The sequence below is a fragment of the Acinetobacter sp. 789_lipA genome (assembly GCF_058242845.1).
On sequence record NZ_JBZAYS010000001.1, the window covers coordinates 1,210,349 to 1,228,741 of the forward strand.

General features: G+C 43.4%; 22 protein-coding genes and 2 pseudogenes. 20 read left to right on the forward strand and 4 right to left on the reverse strand.

Annotated features, from left to right (window positions below; all coding sequences use genetic code 11):
• The first annotated feature begins 11 nt into the window (after positions 1 to 11).
• The 14 genes from rplR to AC4CUZ_RS05795 all read left to right on the forward strand — a co-directional run bounded on the left by rplR (position 12) and on the right by AC4CUZ_RS05795 (position 8,522).
• A complete protein-coding gene (gene rplR, locus AC4CUZ_RS05730) occupies positions 12 to 362 on the forward strand; it encodes a 50S ribosomal protein L18 (RefSeq protein WP_004650473.1) in 351 nt (116 codons plus the stop codon).
• Between the two features lie 2 nt (positions 363 to 364).
• The gene (gene rpsE, locus AC4CUZ_RS05735) at positions 365 to 862 is read left to right on the forward strand and encodes a 30S ribosomal protein S5 (protein ID WP_004691304.1); all 498 of its coding nucleotides are present in this window, start codon (positions 365 to 367) and stop codon (positions 860 to 862) included.
• Positions 863 to 868: 6 nt separating this feature from the next.
• On the forward strand, positions 869 to 1,045 hold the full coding sequence (gene rpmD, locus AC4CUZ_RS05740; protein WP_004691302.1) for a 50S ribosomal protein L30: 177 nt from the start codon (positions 869 to 871) through the stop codon (positions 1,043 to 1,045).
• A gap of 3 nt (positions 1,046 to 1,048) precedes the next feature.
• Positions 1,049 to 1,489: a 50S ribosomal protein L15 gene (gene rplO, locus AC4CUZ_RS05745; RefSeq protein ID WP_004691300.1), complete on the forward strand. Its 441-nt coding sequence runs from the start codon at positions 1,049 to 1,051 to the stop codon at positions 1,487 to 1,489.
• Between the two features lie 45 nt (positions 1,490 to 1,534).
• Entirely contained in the window at positions 1,535 to 2,854 is a 1,320-nt protein-coding gene (gene secY / locus AC4CUZ_RS05750; RefSeq protein ID WP_171054269.1) for a preprotein translocase subunit SecY, read from the forward strand.
• Positions 2,855 to 2,873: 19 nt separating this feature from the next.
• On the forward strand, positions 2,874 to 2,990 hold the full coding sequence (gene rpmJ, locus AC4CUZ_RS05755; RefSeq protein ID WP_000867907.1) for a 50S ribosomal protein L36: 117 nt from the start codon (positions 2,874 to 2,876) through the stop codon (positions 2,988 to 2,990).
• Between the two features lie 107 nt (positions 2,991 to 3,097).
• Complete coding sequence (gene rpsM, locus AC4CUZ_RS05760) at positions 3,098 to 3,454, forward strand: 30S ribosomal protein S13 (protein WP_004691296.1); 357 nt, start codon at positions 3,098 to 3,100, stop codon at positions 3,452 to 3,454.
• Positions 3,455 to 3,473: 19 nt separating this feature from the next.
• Entirely contained in the window at positions 3,474 to 3,860 is a 387-nt protein-coding gene (rpsK, locus tag AC4CUZ_RS05765) for a 30S ribosomal protein S11 (RefSeq protein ID WP_001040166.1), read from the forward strand.
• 12 nt (positions 3,861 to 3,872) lie between these two features.
• Positions 3,873 to 4,499: a 30S ribosomal protein S4 gene (gene rpsD / locus AC4CUZ_RS05770; RefSeq protein ID WP_004691294.1), complete on the forward strand. Its 627-nt coding sequence runs from the start codon at positions 3,873 to 3,875 to the stop codon at positions 4,497 to 4,499.
• Positions 4,500 to 4,515: 16 nt separating this feature from the next.
• Positions 4,516 to 5,523: a DNA-directed RNA polymerase subunit alpha gene (locus tag AC4CUZ_RS05775; protein WP_004691292.1), complete on the forward strand. Its 1,008-nt coding sequence runs from the start codon at positions 4,516 to 4,518 to the stop codon at positions 5,521 to 5,523.
• Positions 5,524 to 5,541: 18 nt separating this feature from the next.
• Positions 5,542 to 5,907 carry a 50S ribosomal protein L17 gene (gene rplQ, locus AC4CUZ_RS05780; RefSeq protein WP_004691290.1) on the forward strand — a complete coding sequence of 122 codons (366 nt, stop codon included), beginning with the start codon at positions 5,542 to 5,544 and terminating at the stop codon, positions 5,905 to 5,907.
• A 195-nt stretch (positions 5,908 to 6,102) separates the two neighbouring features.
• On the forward strand, positions 6,103 to 7,593 hold the full coding sequence (locus tag AC4CUZ_RS05785; RefSeq protein WP_490747364.1) for a flavin-containing monooxygenase: 1,491 nt from the start codon (positions 6,103 to 6,105) through the stop codon (positions 7,591 to 7,593).
• A 138-nt stretch (positions 7,594 to 7,731) separates the two neighbouring features.
• Complete coding sequence (locus tag AC4CUZ_RS05790; RefSeq protein WP_490747365.1) at positions 7,732 to 8,055, forward strand: alpha/beta fold hydrolase; 324 nt, start codon at positions 7,732 to 7,734, stop codon at positions 8,053 to 8,055.
• A gap of 20 nt (positions 8,056 to 8,075) precedes the next feature.
• Complete coding sequence (locus AC4CUZ_RS05795; RefSeq protein ID WP_490747366.1) at positions 8,076 to 8,522, forward strand: alpha/beta fold hydrolase; 447 nt, start codon at positions 8,076 to 8,078, stop codon at positions 8,520 to 8,522.
• A gap of 35 nt (positions 8,523 to 8,557) precedes the next feature.
• On the opposite strand, the gene AC4CUZ_RS05800 is transcribed toward AC4CUZ_RS05795, so the two are convergent.
• A complete protein-coding gene (locus AC4CUZ_RS05800) occupies positions 8,558 to 9,730 on the reverse strand; it encodes an acyl-CoA dehydrogenase family protein (RefSeq protein ID WP_348923347.1) in 1,173 nt (390 codons plus the stop codon).
• Positions 9,731 to 9,922: 192 nt separating this feature from the next.
• On the opposite strand from AC4CUZ_RS05800, the gene AC4CUZ_RS05805 reads away from it, so the two are divergent.
• The 6 genes and pseudogenes from AC4CUZ_RS05805 to AC4CUZ_RS05830 all read left to right on the forward strand — a co-directional run.
• A complete protein-coding gene (locus AC4CUZ_RS05805; protein WP_004977895.1) occupies positions 9,923 to 10,180 on the forward strand; it encodes an FAD assembly factor SdhE in 258 nt (85 codons plus the stop codon).
• 5 nt (positions 10,181 to 10,185) lie between these two features.
• Positions 10,186 to 10,572: a protein YgfX gene (locus tag AC4CUZ_RS05810; RefSeq protein WP_114836536.1), complete on the forward strand. Its 387-nt coding sequence runs from the start codon at positions 10,186 to 10,188 to the stop codon at positions 10,570 to 10,572.
• A 520-nt stretch (positions 10,573 to 11,092) separates the two neighbouring features.
• The gene (locus AC4CUZ_RS05815) at positions 11,093 to 12,130 is read left to right on the forward strand and encodes a hypothetical protein (RefSeq protein ID WP_004977889.1); all 1,038 of its coding nucleotides are present in this window, start codon (positions 11,093 to 11,095) and stop codon (positions 12,128 to 12,130) included.
• A 71-nt stretch (positions 12,131 to 12,201) separates the two neighbouring features.
• A complete protein-coding gene (gene rrtA, locus AC4CUZ_RS05820; protein WP_490747367.1) occupies positions 12,202 to 12,774 on the forward strand; it encodes a rhombosortase in 573 nt (190 codons plus the stop codon).
• Positions 12,775 to 12,956: 182 nt separating this feature from the next.
• Positions 12,957 to 14,559, forward strand: a pseudogene (locus tag AC4CUZ_RS05825) (TRAP transporter large permease subunit); the annotation flags it as partial.
• A 140-nt stretch (positions 14,560 to 14,699) separates the two neighbouring features.
• Positions 14,700 to 15,239, forward strand: a pseudogene (locus tag AC4CUZ_RS05830) (TRAP transporter large permease subunit); the annotation flags it as partial.
• Positions 15,240 to 15,648: 409 nt separating this feature from the next.
• Here the strand turns inward: AC4CUZ_RS05830 and AC4CUZ_RS05835 are convergent.
• Genes AC4CUZ_RS05835 through AC4CUZ_RS05845 form a run of 3 tightly spaced genes read right to left on the reverse strand, consistent with a single transcriptional unit; the run spans position 15,649 to position 18,388 of the window.
• Positions 15,649 to 16,068 carry a hypothetical protein gene (locus AC4CUZ_RS05835; RefSeq protein WP_490747368.1) on the reverse strand — a complete coding sequence of 140 codons (420 nt, stop codon included), beginning with the start codon at positions 16,066 to 16,068 and terminating at the stop codon, positions 15,649 to 15,651.
• A 12-nt stretch (positions 16,069 to 16,080) separates the two neighbouring features.
• Positions 16,081 to 16,293: a YheV family putative zinc ribbon protein gene (locus AC4CUZ_RS05840; RefSeq protein ID WP_171054267.1), complete on the reverse strand. Its 213-nt coding sequence runs from the start codon at positions 16,291 to 16,293 to the stop codon at positions 16,081 to 16,083.
• A gap of 52 nt (positions 16,294 to 16,345) precedes the next feature.
• On the reverse strand, positions 16,346 to 18,388 hold the full coding sequence (locus AC4CUZ_RS05845) for a M3 family metallopeptidase (RefSeq protein ID WP_490748050.1): 2,043 nt from the start codon (positions 18,386 to 18,388) through the stop codon (positions 16,346 to 16,348).
• Between the last annotated feature and the right edge of the window lie 5 nt (positions 18,389 to 18,393).

Sequence of the window (18,393 nt, forward strand, 5' to 3'; positions counted from 1 at the left end):
GCGAGGTTCTTATGAACGAAAAGAAACAATCCCGTTTGCGTCGTGCGAAAAGCACACGCTTGCACATCCGTGCGTTGGGTGCGACTCGTTTGTGTGTAAACCGCACTCCGCGTCACATCTACGCTCAAGTTATTTCAGCAGATGGTGGCAAAGTTTTAGCGCAAGCTTCAACTTTAGATGCTACTTTACGTGCTGGCACAACTGGTAACGTTGAAGCAGCTACTAAAGTAGGTGCTTTAATCGCAGAACGCGCTAAAGCAGCTGGTGTTACTAAAGTTGCATTTGACCGTTCTGGTTTCAAATATCATGGTCGTATCAAAGCCTTGGCTGATGCTGCTCGTGAAAACGGCTTGGAGTTCTAATCATGGCTAAAGTTGAACAAAACGAAGGTCTTGTTGAAAAGCTGGTTGCCGTTGATCGTGTAGCCAAAGTTGTTAAGGGTGGTCGTATCTTCTCTTTCACAGCATTGACTGTGGTTGGTGATGGTAATGGTCGTGTAGGTTTTGGTCGTGGTAAAGCACGTGAAGTTCCAGCTGCTATTTCTAAAGCACTTGAAGCTGCTCGTCGCAACATGATTACTGTTGACCTTGTTAACGGTACTGTACAGCACCCTATTAACGCGCGTCACGGTGCAAGCCGTGTTTACATGCAGCCTGCTTCTGAAGGTACTGGTGTAATCGCTGGTGGTGCTATGCGTGCAGTTCTAGAAGCTGTGGGCGTACGTAACGTATTAACAAAATGTTATGGTTCTACTAACGCTGCAAACGTAGTAAACGCGACTTTTAACGGTCTGCGTGATATGACTTCTCCTGAGAAGGTTGCTGCGAAACGTGGTCTTACAGTAGAACAAATTCAAGGGTAATCAATCATGAAAACGATTAAAGTTACCCAGACTAAATCTTCTGCGCATCGCTTGAAAAATCACAAGCTTAGCCTACAAGGTTTAGGTCTGCGTCGTATTGGTCATACTGTAGAAGTGCAAGATACGCCTTCTAACCGTGGTATGATCAACCAAGTCTACTATATGGTTAGTGTAGAGGAATAAGCCATGACTCTGCGTTTAAATGAGCTTGCACCTGCTGAAGGTGCAAAACGTGAAAATCGTCGTCTAGGCCGTGGTATCGGTTCTGGCGTTGGTAAGACTGGTGGCCGTGGTGTCAAAGGTCAGAATTCACGTAAGAGCGGTGGTACTCGTCCAGGCTTTGAAGGTGGTCAAACTGCGTTATATCGTCGTTTACCTAAATTCGGTTTCACTAGCCAAATCGCTTTGAAAACTGCTGAAGTACGTTTATCTGAGCTTACTAAAGTGGAAGGCGACATCGTTAGCCTAGAAACTTTAAAAGCTGCAAACGTTGTACGTAAAGATATGTTACGTGCTCGTATCGTACTTTCTGGTGAAATTACTCGTGCATTCACTGTTCAAGGTGTTGCTGTGACTAAAGGCGCTAAAGCTGCTGTTGAAGCTGCTGGCGGTAAAGTCGAGGAGTAATCGCTAGTGTCTATGTCTCCTAGTTCTTCAGGTCATGTCAATATGATGAAAGGCCAGCCATTTCATGTGAAATACCGTGAAATTATTCGCCGCATGATGTTTCTCATCGGTGCATTATTGGTTTTTCGACTAGGAGCACATATTCCAGTACCAGGCATTAATAATGCCGCACTTGAAAATCTTTTTAATGCAAACCAAGGCACGATCCTTGGTTTGTTTAACATGTTTTCAGGTGGTGCATTAGAGCGTATGTCCATTCTTGCTCTTGGGATTATGCCGTACATTTCTGCATCGATTATCGTGCAGTTAATGTCTACAGTTATTCCTTCGCTGGAAGCTTTAAAGAAAGAAGGCGAACAAGGCAAGCGTAAGATTAATCAATATACGCGACAGGGTACATTGTTCCTTGCACTCGTGCAGGCAATTGGGATGTGTGCTGGTCTGATCAGTCAAGGTATTACCTTAACTGCAGGTCTGGCTTTCTACGTACCAGCTGTAACCTCTTTGGTTGCAGGTACAATGTTCTTAATGTGGTTAGGTGAGCAAATTACCGAACGTGGGGTGGGCAATGGTATTTCCATGATCATCTTCGCCGGTATTGTTGCAGGTTTGCCGAATTTAATTCTGCAATCAATATCATCAGTAGATAATGGTCAAACCAGTCTAATCGGCTTGGTTATTTTTGGCGTGTTGTCTCTGGCTGTATTAGCTGCAATTGTGTTTATTGAGAAGGCGCAACGTCGTATTCCAGTAAACTATGCTCAAAAACAACAAGGACGTCGTGTATTTACTGCACAACAGTCACATTTGCCATTGAAAATTAATATGGCCGGTGTGATCCCTGCGATTTTCGCAAGTTCATTGCTTTTGTTCCCTGCGAGCTTAGGGCAATGGGTGGGTAGTGCAGATCCGAATGCGGGTATTATCAAACGTAGTTTGCAAGATTTGGCATTGGTGCTTTCGCCTGGTCAGCCGTTGTATTTGGTGCTCTTTGGTGCGTTAATTATCTTTTTCTGTTACTTTTATACAGCGCTTGTATTTAGCCCGAAAGAAGTATCGGAAAACTTGAAACGCAGCGGGGCTTATGTACCTGGTATTCGTCCAGGTGAGCAAACTGCTCGTTACTTAGATCATATTCTTAACCGTTTGACATTTATTGGCGCGATTTATATCACCATCATTTGCTTAATGCCGATGATTTTACAAAGCTCATTTGGTATTCCATTCTCTTTAGGTGGTACCTCTTTGCTTATTGTTGTGGTGGTAGTGATGGACTTTATGGCTCAGCTGCAAGCACATCTCACCTCGCATCAGTACGATAATCAAACGTTAATGAGAAAAACGACTGCTCATCCTAAGGGATAAGCGCACTTGAGGTTTCATCATGAAAGTACAAGCTTCTGTAAAGAAAATTTGTGGTAGCTGTAAAGTTATCCGTCGTAATGGGGTTATTCGCGTAATTTGTAGCGCAGAACCTCGTCATAAGCAGCGTCAAGGTTAATCTGATCAAGACCTGTTGATTTCAGTAGGCTAATTAGGTTATTATCCGCCCCTCAAGATTTTTGTGGGGCGGTTGATTGTCTTAACTGCCTTTTTGGAGAAAATTGAATGGCTCGTATTGCCGGTGTAAACATTCCGGATAACAAGCATGCTGTTATCTCTCTAACGTACATCTTTGGTGTAGGTCGCCACACTGCTAAGAATATCTTGGCTGCTGTTGGTATCGCGCCGACTACAAAGATCCGTGAATTAGATGACGCTCAGCTTGATGCGATTCGTGCAGAAGTTGCTAAGGTTCCGACCGAAGGTGATTTACGTCGCGAAATTTCCATGAACATTAAACGTTTAATGGATTTAGGCTGCTACCGCGGTCTTCGTCATCGTCGCAGCTTGCCTGTCCGTGGACAACGCACCAAAACTAACGCACGTACCCGTAAAGGTCCGCGCAAACCTATTAAGAAATAAGATTTCTGGAAGCTAAAAGATGGCTAAAGATACTCGCACACGCAAGAAGGTCACTCGTACCGTCTCTGAAGGTGTTGCACACATTCACGCTTCTTTTAATAACACCATTGTGACTATTACCGATCGTCAAGGTAATGCACTGGCTTGGGCTACCTCTGGTGGACAAGGCTTCCGTGGATCACGTAAATCAACTCCGTTTGCTGCTCAGGTAGCTGCTGAAGTTGCTGGTAAAGCTGCTTTAGACTACGGTTTGAAAAACTTGGACGTCCTTGTAAAAGGTCCTGGTCCTGGTCGTGAATCTGCGGTTCGTGCTTTAGGTGCAGTGGGTTATAAAATTAACAGCATTACCGATGTGACGCCAATCCCGCACAACGGTTGCCGTCCACCTAAAAAACGTCGCGTGTAAGGAGAAACATTCATGGCTCGTTATATTGGTCCAAAATGCAAACTCTCTCGCCGCGAAGGGACAGACCTGCAATTAAAATCTGGCGTTAAACCATTTGACGTCAAAACTAAAAAAGCTGCTAAAGCTCCTGGCCAACATGGCGGAGCGCGTGGTGGTAAACAATCTGAGTACTCACTACAATTACGTGAAAAACAAAAAGTACGTCGTATGTACGGTGTTTTAGAGCGTCAATTTAGTAATTACTATAAAGAAGCTGCTCGTGTGAAAGGCGCAACTGGTGAAAACTTGTTGAAACTGCTTGAAAGCCGTCTTGATAACGTCGTTTATCGCATGGGTTTTGGTTCTACACGTGCAGAAGCTCGTCAGCTTGTATCTCACCGCTCGATCACTTTGAATGGCCGTCGTGTTAACATCGCGTCTATCCAAGTTAAAGCTGGTGATGTAATTGCTGTGCATGAAGGTGCTAAACAACAATTGCGTATCAAAAACGCAGTTGAATTAGCTGCACAACGTGGTATTCCTTCTTGGATGGAAATTGACCATTCTAAGTTGGAAGGTACGTTTAAAGCTGCACCAGATCGTTCAGATTTACCTGCTGAAATCAACGAAAGCTTGATTGTAGAATTGTATTCTAAATAATCCTTGAGGTAGCAATATGACGCGTACTGCAAATGAGTTTCTAACTCCGCAAGCGATCAAGGTCGAAGCGGTTAGCGGGACCTCGGCAAAAGTTATTCTAGAACCCTTAGAGCGTGGCTTTGGTCATACTCTGGGCAATGCTTTACGTCGCATCCTTCTTTCTTCTTTACCTGGCGCTGCTGTGGTTGAAGTTGAGATTGAAGGTGTCGAGCACGAGTACAGTACTTTGGAAGGCTTGCAGCAGGACATCGTCGAGCTCTTGCTGAACCTAAAAGGATTGTCTATTAAGCTGTTCGATCAAAATGAAGCTTATTTGACATTAGAGAAACAAGGTCCTGGCGACGTAACTGCCGCTGACCTTCGTTTGCCTCATAATGTTGAAGTGGTTAACCCTGAACATTTGATCGGTACTTTAAGTGCTTCAGGCTCATTAAAAATGCGCTTGAAAGTTTCTCAAGGTCGTGGTTATGAAACTTCTGACTCGCGTTTCCCAGAAGGCGAAACTCGCCCTGTAGGTCGCTTACAGTTAGATGCTTCTTATAGCCCAATCAAACGTGTGTCTTACACAGTGGAAAACGCTCGTGTAGAACAACGTACAGACCTTGATAAATTGGTCATTGATCTTGAGACCAACGGTACAGTTGATCCTGAAGAAGCGATCCGCAAAGCGGCAACAATCTTGCAACAACAAATTGCAATTTTTGTTGACCTTCAGAAAGATCAAGCTCCTGTTGCTCAAGAACCTCGTGAAGAAGTTGATCCGATTTTGCTTCGTCCAGTAGATGATCTAGAGCTTACTGTTCGTTCTGCTAACTGTTTGAAAGCAGAAAACATTTACTACATTGGTGATCTTGTACAGCGCACTGAGGTTGAGTTACTCAAAACTCCTAACCTTGGTAAAAAATCGCTTACTGAGATCAAAGATGTTCTGGCTTCAAAAGGCTTACAACTCGGCATGCGTTTAGAGAACTGGCCACCAGCTAGTCTCCGTATGGACGATCGTTTCGCCTATCGTAGCCGTTAATTAAGTAGGACTATCACCATGCGTCATCGTAATAGTGGTGTGAAATTAGGCCGTACAAGCAGCCATCGTAAAGCGATGTTTCAAAACATGGCTAACTCTTTGTTTGAGCACGAGTTGATCAAAACAACTGTGCCTAAAGCAAAAGAGTTACGTCGTGTAGCTGAGCCTTTAATCACTTTAGCTAAAAACGATACTGTTGCAAACCGTCGCTTAGCGTTTGCTCGTACTCGTTCAGCAGCAACTGTTGGTAAATTATTTACCGTTCTTGGCCCTCGTTACAAAGAACGTAACGGCGGTTATCTACGTGTTCTTAAAGCGGGCTTCCGTGCAGGTGATGCTGCGCCGATGGCTTACGTTGAACTAGTAGATCGCGAAGTTAAATAATTTCGTAGAACTATTCAGTTGTTCTTAGAAAAAGACCAGTGTTTCACTGGTCTTTTTTTATGGGTTTTTGTTCGACAATCTTTGTATTTTGGCCTGTAGTGACATATTTTACGAAAGATCTGCTTAAACTTGACATTGTGTATTGTCAGTTTTATGGTTTAATAAGAACAGAATATAAGACAGGATAAAAACAACATGGATAAGCACGTCGATCTGCTCATTGTAGGTGCAGGTATTTCAGGCATTGGCCTTGCGGCACATTTAACCAAGCATTGTCCACAACGTTCGTTTGAAATTATTGAACGTCGTGACAGCTTTGGTGGAACATGGGATTTGTTTAAATACCCAGGTATTCGTTCTGATTCAGATATGTCGACCTTTGGTTTTAATTTTAAACCGTGGCAACAAGCCAGCGTTTTGGCAGATGGTTCTTCGATTAAGGGCTATTTGGCGGAAGTCATTGATGAACAGAAACTCAAAGAAAAAATTCATTTTAAACATCGAGTACTTAGCGCCAATTATGATTCTGCTCAGAAAAAGTGGCAGGTAGTGATTGAGAATGCAAAAGGCAAAAAAGAAAACTGGATTGCAAATTTTGTGTTTGGCTGTACCGGCTATTATAACTACGACCAAGGCTACCAACCTGATTTTCCAAATAAGGAAGTATTTAAAGGCAAGTTTGTAAATCCACAGTTTTGGCCTGAAAAATTAGATTATACAGGTAAAAAAGTCGTCATTATTGGGAGTGGAGCGACAGCGATTACACTGGTGCCTGCGATGGCCAAAGGTGGGGCGTTGCATGTCACTATGCTACAACGCTCTCCAACCTATATTGCTTCAGTGCCATCGATCGATTTTGTATATGACAAAATGCGTAAAGTGTTGCCGGAAGATGTGGCGTATAAATTGACTCGTGCACGTAATATTGGAATGCAACGCGGGATTTACGCACTCGCGCAGAAACAACCGAAATTATTACGCCGACTGCTGCTCCAGTCGATTAAAATGCAGCTCAAAGGTAAAGTGGACATGAAACACTTCACCCCTGAATATAATCCTTGGGACCAACGTTTATGTGTGGTGCCAGACGGTGATTTATTTAAAATTCTTCGTTCAGGCCAAGCCAGTGTTGAGACAGATCAGATTGAGCGCTTTACTGAAACGGGTCTCCAATTAAAGTCTGGTAAGCATTTAGAGGCCGATATTGTCGTCTCAGCCACTGGTCTAGAAATTCAAATCTTGGGTGGTATACAAGCGACCATTGACGGTAAATCGTTAGATACCTCTAAACATATGTTATATCAGGGCGTGATGGTCAGTGATGTACCGAATATGGCGATGATTATTGGTTATATTAATGCGTCATGGACCTTGAAAGTGGATATTGCAGCTGAATATATTTGCCGCTTACTCAACTATATGGATCAAAAGCAGTGGGCTGAAGTGATCCCGAAAGGGGACGCGACAGAGCTGATGGATGATACGGTCATGGGCAGTTTAAGCTCGGGTTATATTGCACGTGCTGCCAATGTGATGCCAAAACAGGGTAAACATGCGCCATGGAAAGTCAGCAATAATTATCTTGCGGATCGTAAGACATTGAAAAGTGCTTCTTTTGAGGATGGAGTACTGAAATTTGCTAAACGTGATGCAGCATTGAATCAGAAACCTAAATTGGTGTCTTAGGCTGAGTAGCTGATTTTAAAAGGAGCGTAACGCTCCTTTTTTATGGAAATGACTTTAGGGTGTTCTGTTTTTACTTTCTTAAACTGTAGGACTGGTGGATGATTTTAAAAACTTAAAAGATAAAGAATAGGGAATATTTTGAATATCTTAGAACAAAGTTACCAAGTCCCATCTGCGTCAAACATGATTCATGCTAAAAAATGGCACACTGATGCAGCAGATCACGCTGTAGCTCCGATTATTTTAATGCACGATTCATTAGGTTGTGTGGCTTTGTGGCGAGATTTTCCTGCCCAACTGGCACAAGCGACTGCGCGAGTGGTCTATGCCTATGATCGATTGGGTTTTGGTTTATCTGATGCGAGTACACAGCCCTTAGCACATAGTTTTGTCATCACTGAAGCAGAACAGACCTTTAAAGCTGTATTGGATTATTTTTCATCCAGAACTTTGTCATTCTAGGGCATAGCGTGGGTGGAGGGATGTCTGTTGCGATTGCTGCGGCTTATTCAGAGTGTTGCCAAGGATTAATTTCAATCTCTGCACAGTATGCGGTTGAAGCGCTGACACTGGCGGGTATAAGTGAAGCAAAAATTGGCTTTCAACAAGCGGGACAAATGGAACGTTTAGAGAAATATCACCCTGAAAAGGCGCAGTGGGTGCTTGATGCATGGACTGAAACATGGCTGTCGCCCATTTTCCAAGATTGGAATTTGGCCAGTGTGATTAAAGATGTGCGTTGTCCAACCATGGTTATTCATGGTGAACTGGATGAATACGGCAGTACGGCACAACCCCAGCAGATTTTTGAAGGGGTATCTGGGCAGGCTGAACTGCACATATTAGAAGGTTTACATCATATGCCACATAAAGAGCAACCAGAGTTGGTGGTTGCCTTGATTGCGGAGTTTCATCAAGTACATTGTTAAAAGTAAAAGCCCATCGAAAGATGGGCTTTTTGATCTTAGAGTGAACGGGAAATTAACTCTTTCATAATTTCATTGGTTCCTGCATAAATGCGATTGGCACGATTATCTAGATAAGCCCGTGCAATCGGGTATTCCAGCATATAGCCATAGCCGCCATGCAGTTGTAGACATTCATCGACAACTTTAGAAAACATCTCGGAAATTTTATATTTGGCAGCCGCTGCGGCATCAATGCCGAGACTCTCTTCCAGTTGCAATTGCATACAACGGTCGAGGTAAGCGCGGCAAAAATCGATTTCTGTACGTAACTCCGCCAGTTTAAAGCGGGTATTTTGAAAGCTTGAAATCGCTTTTCCAAAAGCTTTACGCTCTTTGGTGTACTGAACGGTATGCGCCAGTGCTGCTTCTGCCCCCGCTTGGCAGATAATGGCCACCAACATGCGCTCCCAAGCCAGTTCTTTCATCAGCATCATAAAGCCCATGCCCTCCATCCCGAGCAAGTTTTCTTTAGGCACGCGCACATGATCAAAAAACAATTCGCAGGTGTCTTGTCCTTTCATTCCAATTTTATTGAGGGGTTTACCTTTACTGAATCCTGCACGATTAGCTTCAACGATGATTAATGAGAGATTGGCTGAACCTTTTTCACTGTCGCCTGTCTTGCAGACCACAATCGCCATATCGCAGAGATAGCCGTTGGTAATGAAGATTTTAGAGCCATTGATAATATAGTCATCCCCGTCTAAAACAGCTGTTGTTCGTACCGCTTGCAAGTCTGAGCCTGTGCCAGGTTCAGTCATAGCAATTGCTGTTACGGTTTCACCCGAAGCCATCCGCGTTAACCAATAGTGTTTTTGTGCTTCACTACCAAAGTTATTGATATAGTTCGCGACAATGTCAGAGTGTAGTGAAAACCCTGTCGAGGAATCCATGGCATAGGCTTGTTCCTCAATCAAAATCATACTGTACAAGCGGTCTACACCCGAGCCACCATAAGCCTCAGGCATAGTGGCACACAGTAGTCCCATGGCACCTGCTTTATTCCATAGTTCACGATCGACATGTTGTTGTTGTTCATATTTTTCAATATTCGGAACGACTTCTTTGGCGTAAAACTTTCGAACAGTTTCTCGAAATGCCTCATGTTCAGCATTAAATAAGTTACGCGGCAGCATATTGTGTAACGGGCGAATTGCGCCTGATTGCATGGAAGCTCATCCTGATGTTGTTATTTTGCTAAGAGATTAGTGAAAAGCAGGACATGCGACAATGGACTGAATGCTCAAATCTATTTGATTTTTTGATGAGTTTTGCCAGTTGTTAAAATTACGACATTTAACTAGTGGCGAGGGCGGTGTGATCGGTTAAACTAAGCCGTTTCAATTAATTTGGGGAATGTAATGACTGAAGAAATGAGCCTAGAGGAACGTAAAGTAATCTACCGTGCACGTCGTGGTTTAAAAGAAATTGATGTGTACTTTGACCCTTATGTGAAAAATTATTATCTTCAGGCGGATCCTGCGGAAAAGGCCATGTTTGCGGCCTTGGTTGAACAGGAAGATCCAGATTTGCTGGATTGGTTTATGGAAGTCTCTGAGCCGCCACGCCCTGAAATGAAAACCTTGATTCAAAAATTAAAGCATTATGTACACGGATAAGTGCAATGGAACATCGTCATTTTCAACTTAAACCCAGTCGTTTGGCTTATGTGTTTCAGTTGTCGATTTATGCCGTTCTGATGCTGGTCTTGTATCAGCTACTTCCTTTAGGACTGTGGCTGATCGCTTTGGTAGCAGGCTTTGTGCTGTATTTGTTTTTTCTACGTGGGCCGCAACATTTGCAGCTTCAGCATTTAGACGGCCGTGATTGGTCTTTGTCACTTCAGAAACAAACCAATGTGCAACGAGTACAAATCAGCCATATTGTGGATCATCGTGCTTATATTGTGATTTATTTTCAACACTTTAGAGCAAAACCGATGTTGGTTTGGTGTGATCAGTTACCCATCACGCAGTGGAAAGCCCTGAAAATACTCACTAAAATGCAATAATTGTTGGACAATTTTAACTTTCACGATTTATTTAATTTATTGAAAAATAACAATTATAAATATATATCATCTTACTTTGTCTGACATATCTGAAGAAACTGATATGCTTTTTAGGATTGTCAGACAACTTTCCTACAGTTTTTTGAGCTTAAAATGTACATTCAAATCACCAACAGCAAACAAGGAAAATCGTATGATGATCCCAACTTGGATGTTTCTAGTGGTAGCAATTGTGTTAGCGATTGTTATAGGACGATTAGGAACTGTGCTGAAGGAACGATTTGCACCAAATAAAGCCTAGCTAGGCTTCCCAGTTGATAAGTAGCATGTGCCGAACCGTCGCTATGCTACTTTTTTTTGCCTAAAAAAAAGTTGAGGCGTCATTTTAGTCAATTTTCCGCTTTTTATTTCATGGCAGAGTAGTGGTCTGATTTAGAGTAAATACTCTTTTCTTCGGAAAATGCTTCTGCTATGTTTGTCAGCATGGACACATACAATTATACAAATAGAGGACAGGAAAATGTCGCAAGTCCAAAAAATAGGCCAAGGTGTGGCTGTTGTAGCGCTTACAAGTTTATTATTTTCGGGTTGTTCACAAGTGGTTAAAACAGGTGCCAATGTTGCGCTCGGGTTTAGTGAAAAACATATAGTACCGCCTATTTTAGCCATGGAAGATGCTGAGATGGTGTGTAACTCAGGCAATGCTTTGACTCCAGCGATTATGTCGACCAAAGATATGGGAGCAGATCCAACGCGTGTGGCAGTTTTACTGTATTCAGCATCAGGTATTTGTGCGGAGAATCAGGCGCTTGAGGCAGAGTTACGTTATTTGCGTGCCTCGAAAGCAGGCAATGTCTCTGAAGCACAGGATGCTCGAATTGAACAAAAGCGTTGGGCGGCGACTGCAGCACAACGTCAATATACTGGCTATCAACTTTTTCAAAACCGATGGGAAAAGAAATATAAGAAACCATTGGGTGAAGGCTGCCCAAAAATGAACAGTGATTTGGATCAAACTGTATATATGCTGGGGATGTTGAGTGGGTTACAAGCCATGACCAATGATATTAACTCTGGTGGTGCAGTCAATGTTCCTAAAGACATTGCGGCTATTGTTGAACGTGGGATGGTATGTCTAGACAATGAAAAGTTTTGGGGTGCGCCGAATGCAACACGTGCGGTGATTTGGACCTTATTGCCAGGTGCGGGTGAAGGCAAACCTGATCCATATCAGACCTTGAAACAATCGATGCAAATTGGGGAGCAAAAAGGGGTTCGTTTATCTCATGCAATGTATGCTATAGCGGCTCAAGCCAGTGGTGACGATGCCAAGATTCGTGATGCATTGAAAAGTTATGCGGCTTCTTATAGTGATGAAAAACAGAGCAATCCACAATTTAAACTGATTGATAGTATGGCCTCGAGTATGGTTCAGGGGATTTCGGATCGTTATTGGACTGAACACACGGGGACACGAACTGGGGATGGTGGTATGGCGCATTTCTGGGATGAAAAAGAAGACCGTTCTGAGCTAGATGAGTTGTTTAGTGAAAGTTAACCAATTTTAAACTGAGCCGAAGCGCAGAAAAAATAACAATAAATAAATGAGCAACACGATAAGGACATGTGATGCATGATCAATTTCTGAATCGAAAAATCATTTTGATTGCGTTTGTCGTGTCGATCTCGGCATGTTTACAGATTTTTAAAGATCAATTTATTTATTGGCGAGTTGATATTTTTCCTGAAATTTGGCGCTTGTGGACAGCGCACTGGGTGCATGTGGGATGGATTCATTTTGCACTCAATATGCTGGCTTTTATGTGTTTGCCTTTTATTTTTCCACGTACGCGCGTCTGGCATTTTGTGGCGTTATTGCTGATGTTACCGCCGCTGATTAGTCTGAGTTTTTATTATTTTCTGGCGGACATTGAAGCCTATGCTGGGCTGTCAGGTGTGCTGCATGGAATGTTCACTGCCATAGCCATTGTCCATTTGCTATACCGTAAAGAACGGATGTTTGCGAGTTTGGTGTTGTTTCTTATTTTAGGCAAATTGATTTGGGAAAACACCTTTGGCGAGAGTGCTACGGCTGAACTGATCGGGAGTCCAGTTTTGGTTGAAGCACATTTGTTGGGCGTGATCTGGGGAATTGTGATTGCAGCTTTGTATTTAATCGGGGTGAATCTATTTGATGAATAGAGGATTGACCTAAATTCTAAAAAGAAAATCCAGATTGTCATATTCAAAAATATAAATTTGATGCAAAGATAAACAAAACAAAAATCTAAAGGCAGAGAGAAAGGACAAGCTCGAGCCGACTAAAACGACAGGTTCTGCGGTGCATAACGCTGGACAGAACGGTAATAAAAATAGGAAACAACATGCAGAATCATGGACAGCGCAGATCAGGACTCGATCTGCTGAAGTATATATGGACCGAGTGGATTTCTACTTTTGTCATTCTGATTTTACTGTTACTTACGCTGTTAATTGGTACAGGTGAAATGATTCATGGCCAATTACTGCGTATGGGTGAGCGCTTATATGGCGATCCAGCCACGGGTATGCAGTACTCTTTTTTAAGGGCAGAGCCTGCCAAACCAGAGTGTAATCGTCAGCCGAATGTGGATGCTTTGGTCAAAACCCAAATGCAAGCCAACGCCGCAGATGAGTTCGCTGACTTCTTTGGTACGGCTTCGGAAGCGGATGTGCGTGCGTCCATTTTGGCAGGTGTACAGCAGTGTGAAGAAAAGTATCAGTTTTATGATCAAGCGATGCAACATATGGAGGCACATCCAAGTATCCGTGCCTATCGTAATTTTGAAACCACTTTTTTTGGTATTTTTAAGTTTGGAACAGAAAATCGCGCCATTTTATTGATTTTTATGGTGGTTTTAGCTGCGATTAGTGCCACCTTAAAAATCCATCATATTGGTTTGCGTGGCCCTGCAACCAAGCTGGATTATCGAGTTTATAGCCTACTGATGACACTGGGTAATGGTTTATTAACTTACTCGAGCATTAGCCAATTTAACTCAGTCAAAGACTCGGGTGTACCGATGAATGGCGAAACCCAGCTGATTTATTGGCTGTGGATGATTCTGTTTTCGGTACTCACCTTGATAAGTGTGTGGCAGCTGTTTAGCCCGCCGAAAGAGGCCAAAGTCGGCGGGCGTCTAGGCTTTGCTTTCCTGAGTGTGCCTCTGTATGCCTACATGGCGGTGATTACGGGTGTGGCATTTATCTTCTTCATGGACTACCCAATGGGGCAAGGGATTTACTTGGGACAGCTGGTTGAATTCTCCAGTATTTTCCTGAATTTAGCCCTATTTATTTGGGCGGGTATGTTGTTGAAACAAACTCGTGTCGTGGATCTGTTCTTAAATATTTTGCGTCCATGGAATTTGGCGCCTGAAACTTTAACTTGGTTGATTTTAATCGCTGCGGCTTTACCGACCGCATATACCGGTGCATCGGGGATCTTTGTGATTGCAGCAGGGGCGATTATTTATAAAGAAGTCTGGAATGCAGGTGGACGTCGTCAGTTTGCTTTGGCTGCAACGGCAATGTCGGGTTCGCTGGGTGTAGTTTTGCGTCCATGCTTATTGATTGTGGTGGTGGCATCCTTAAACAAAGAAGTCACGACGGACTTACTTTATCAATATGGTGTTTACACGTTCTTACTGACCTCAACACTGTTTTTAGTAGTTTCACTCTTCTTTGCAGAGAGTAAATTCCGCATCGCGGCACCGAGTTTGGCCGCACCGAAATCAGGGCGCGCATTCCTGGCAGTTGTGCCTTATATCGTGATTTTTGTCCTCACGTGGATGTTCTATAAATTCTTATTAGACACTAACCTAAATGAATTTACTGCACCGGTGATGATGCCTGTGATTTTATTGATGATCGTGTTGTTTGATAAATTACGTCATCAGCCTGCGCCTTTGCCTGCTGTGGGGCATTGGGATGAGACACTCAGCGCAAATTATAACTCGGGTGGTGAACCTGCATTGGCTGGGGCTCAAGTTGCCCATGCAGAATACCGTGAAGGGCTACATGGTAATGCCGCAGATGATGGACAAGTGGTGAATCATGGGGTGGTTCAATCTAGTTCCATGGACGTGTTACGCCAAGTCGGTTTTTGGAAGTCGATGCATATCTCGACCAGTGAAACCGTTGGACACATTGGTGCTTTGGTCATTTTAATGGCACTGTCGGTGAGCGTGGGCGGATTGCTTGAACGTACGGAGGTAATGAGTTTCTTCCCGACCGATATTAGCAGTACGTTTTTGGTCATTACTCTGATTTTGGGGTTGATGGTCTTTGTTGGGATGATTATGGATCCGTTTGGCGCCGTGATCTTGATTTCTGCGACGGTTGCACCTGTGGCCTATCAATATGGTATTCATCCTGTCCATTTTTGGATGATCACCTTGATTGGCTTTGAGTTGGGCTATGTGACACCACCTGTGGCCCTTAATCACCTTTTAGCAAGACAATCCATTGGTGATGCCGAGGTAAATGAGGCCGATGAGGAAGTGCGTCATTTATCTTTCTATTATCGTTATGAACGTTGGATTTTACCTTTGATCGTGTTGTTCCCAGCGATGCTGATCATTGCTTATGTTCCATACTTCTTTAAGTTATTTGGCTGGTATCACTAAGTTGTGAACTTGAGTTAGACCATTAAAAAGCATCTTCGGATGCTTTTTTAATGCTTTAGCTTTATTGACGATGCTGGTCAGGAAAATGGTTTCTTTGCAGCGACTACCACTCAAATCAAAACAAAGTACAAGGATATTGCTAAGCGGCCTATCTTAAAAATCAGCCCTCACTTAGGCTCAATGATAAGAGCCAATCGACAAATAAAGTCCATCTAAAAGATATCCTTGGCATGAGCTAGGTGCTGTGATGTATAGCGACTAGAGACTTTGTTAGTGGCGGAGTTCAAATGAGACGATGAGTTGTGTCATTGCTTTGCGCTGATTGAAAAGGTGGGTGAAGCAGCAGGGCAAAAAAATACGTTAGCGTATCAGTCGATAGGCTAACGTCTTTAAAAATAACAACCGTATTTTACTGAGCAGCCAATTGGGCTTCTAACAGTTTAATTTGTTCTTCTTTGAGCTTTACCAGTTCATCGGCATCTTTGTGCTGTGTTTGCAAGCTCTTTTCCTGTTCCTTCAACTGGCTTTGAATATCGTCCAGTTTCGCCACTTCTTCTTTGGCAAGTGAGGCATTTTCAGGGACAGGTGCTTTTAAAATATCTTCTTCGACCAATTTAATGGTGTTGTCAGCCATGGCGGTCGAAGCTGCTTTTTCAGCTTCTGGAAGGGCCTTCACGGTCGGCTGAATCAACTCCGCTTGGTGCACTGGTGTTGCAGACTCTTGTGCAGCAAACAACCACTGATAAAGTGCGAAAATCGCAATGATTGCGACCAAACCTGCTGTAATACCCCAGAGTAATTTAGGGTTGTTGTGTTGTACGGACGACATTCGATTCAACCTTTATTCTTTGGATTGACGTGGTTTAAATTGAATGACCCCAACCTCGTCAGGGATAGCAGGGATCTGAGGCTCGTCTACATGAGTTGGACGATTCTCAGAATAACCACAGTCGATACATTCAATCCATTCATCGTCATTCGAGGTAAGCATAACAACTCGATCCATCGCCTGACATTTAGGACATTTTGCACCTGCAATGAAACGACGTTTAATAGTCATTAGACTTACCTTCTGAACAATTTAGGCGCCTAGTTTACTCACTTTTTTAGCGGTTCGTCCAACCTTGATGACGAAGTAAAGCATCTATTTTTGGCTCGCGTCCACGGAAATTGATAAATGCATCAAGCGCTGTATCTTTTCCGCCAACTGCTAGAATAAACTGGCGAAATTCTTTTCCAGTGGTAGTATTAAAAATCCCTTCATTTTCGAAGCGATCGAAGGCATCACTGGCCAAAACTTCCGCCCATTTATAAGAATAATAACCTGCTGCATAGCCGCCTGCGAAAATATGGCTGAAGCTATGTTGGAATCGGTTATAAGGCGTGGTCTCTAAAACAGCGTATTGTGCACGGATCTCATTTAAAGTGGCTTGGATTTGATCCGCTTTCAAAGCAGGGGCTGCTTTATGAATGCTAAGGTCGAACAGAGCAAACTCGATTTGACGTAAACTTTGCATGCCAGATTGGAAGAAACGCGCGTCCAGCAAGGCTTTGAGTAGACTTTCTGGTAAGGTTTCTTGGGTCTCAATATGTGCACTGAGCAAGTCTAAGCTTTCAGTATCCCATGCCCAAAACTCCATGAATTGGCTTGGTAACTCTACAGCATCCCATGCCACGCCGTGTGTCCCCGCAACCGCAATATTGTCAACTTCTGTCAACATATGATGTAAACCATGTCCAAATTCATGGAACAAGGTAATCACTTCATCATGGGTCAGTAGTGCTGCTTGATCTCCCACAGGTGGCGTAAAGTTACACACCATATAGCAAATCGGTTTTTGTAGGCCGTGCGTTGTTTGGGTGCGAGAGCGGAAACCACTCATCCATGCGCCACCACGTTTGCCCTGACGCGCATAGAGGTCAAAGTAGAATCCACCGACCACTGCTCCTTGATCTTCGAGTTCAAAATAACGTGCATCTGCGTGCCAAACGGGGGCTTCACGCTCCACAATTTGAATCCCATAAAGACGATTCACAATGCTAAACAAGCCCTGCAAAATCTTGGGTGCAGGGAAGTAGGGCTTGAGTGCTTCTTGAGATAAATTGAACTGTTGGACTTTCAATTTTTCCGAATAATATGTGCTATCCCACGGTTTTAAATCCTCAATGCCATCTTCAGCAGCAATAGCTTTCAGCTCCGCCACTTCTTTGAGCGCAGGGGCGCGTGAATGTTCAGCTAAATCACGTAAGAATTGATCCACCGTTGCTACATTTGGGGCCATTTTGCTGGCCAATGAAAGCTCGGCGTAGTTGTTGAAACCCAACAATGCAGCCATTTCCTGACGCAGGCTTAAGATTTCTTCCATCGCCGCGGTGTTATCAAACTCAGCATGTTCAGACTGATCAGATGCACGTGTGGTATAGGCACGATACAGTTCTTCGCGTAAAGGACGGTTTTCCGCGTAGGTCATAATTGCCAGATACGATGGAAAGTCTAAAGTGGCAACGGGTTGATCAAGTTCACGCTGCTGACCATATTGTTTTAACAGCTCAATACTGCTTTGGGGTAAGCCTGCCAGTTCATGTTCCGCTAAAGGTTTGAAATAGGCTTGGGTGGCATCCAGAACATGGTTGGAAAAGTCGGACGATAGTTGTGATAAGCGTGCGGAGATTTCTGCATATCGTTTTTTTGCTTCACCTTCTAAAGCCACCCCTGACAGTTTGAAGTCGCGCAGTGCAAGTTTAATCGCACTTTGTTGGGCTTCAGGGAGGTGATCAAATTGCGCAGCATCATGAATGTGTTGATAGGTTTGATACAGCGCTGTGTGTTGACCTAACTCGGTATAGTATTCACTTAAGCTTGGTAATAGTGACTGGTACACCTCACGAGTTTCAGCATTGTTCATGACTGCATTGAGGTGGGACAGCACGCCCCATGCTTCACTCATATTATTTTCTAAATGATCGACTTGTTCTAAGACCGCAAGCTGTGCCTGAATCGATTCAGGGACTTCGCTCAGGTCTTTTAAAAAACTTTGACCCTGTTGAATGGCTTGTTCGATCTGTTGTTGGAGTTGTACTAAGGTGATTTGATCAAACTGTGGAACAGGCAAGGTTGCTTTTTCTAATGTCATGCGTTTAAGCCAAATTAAAA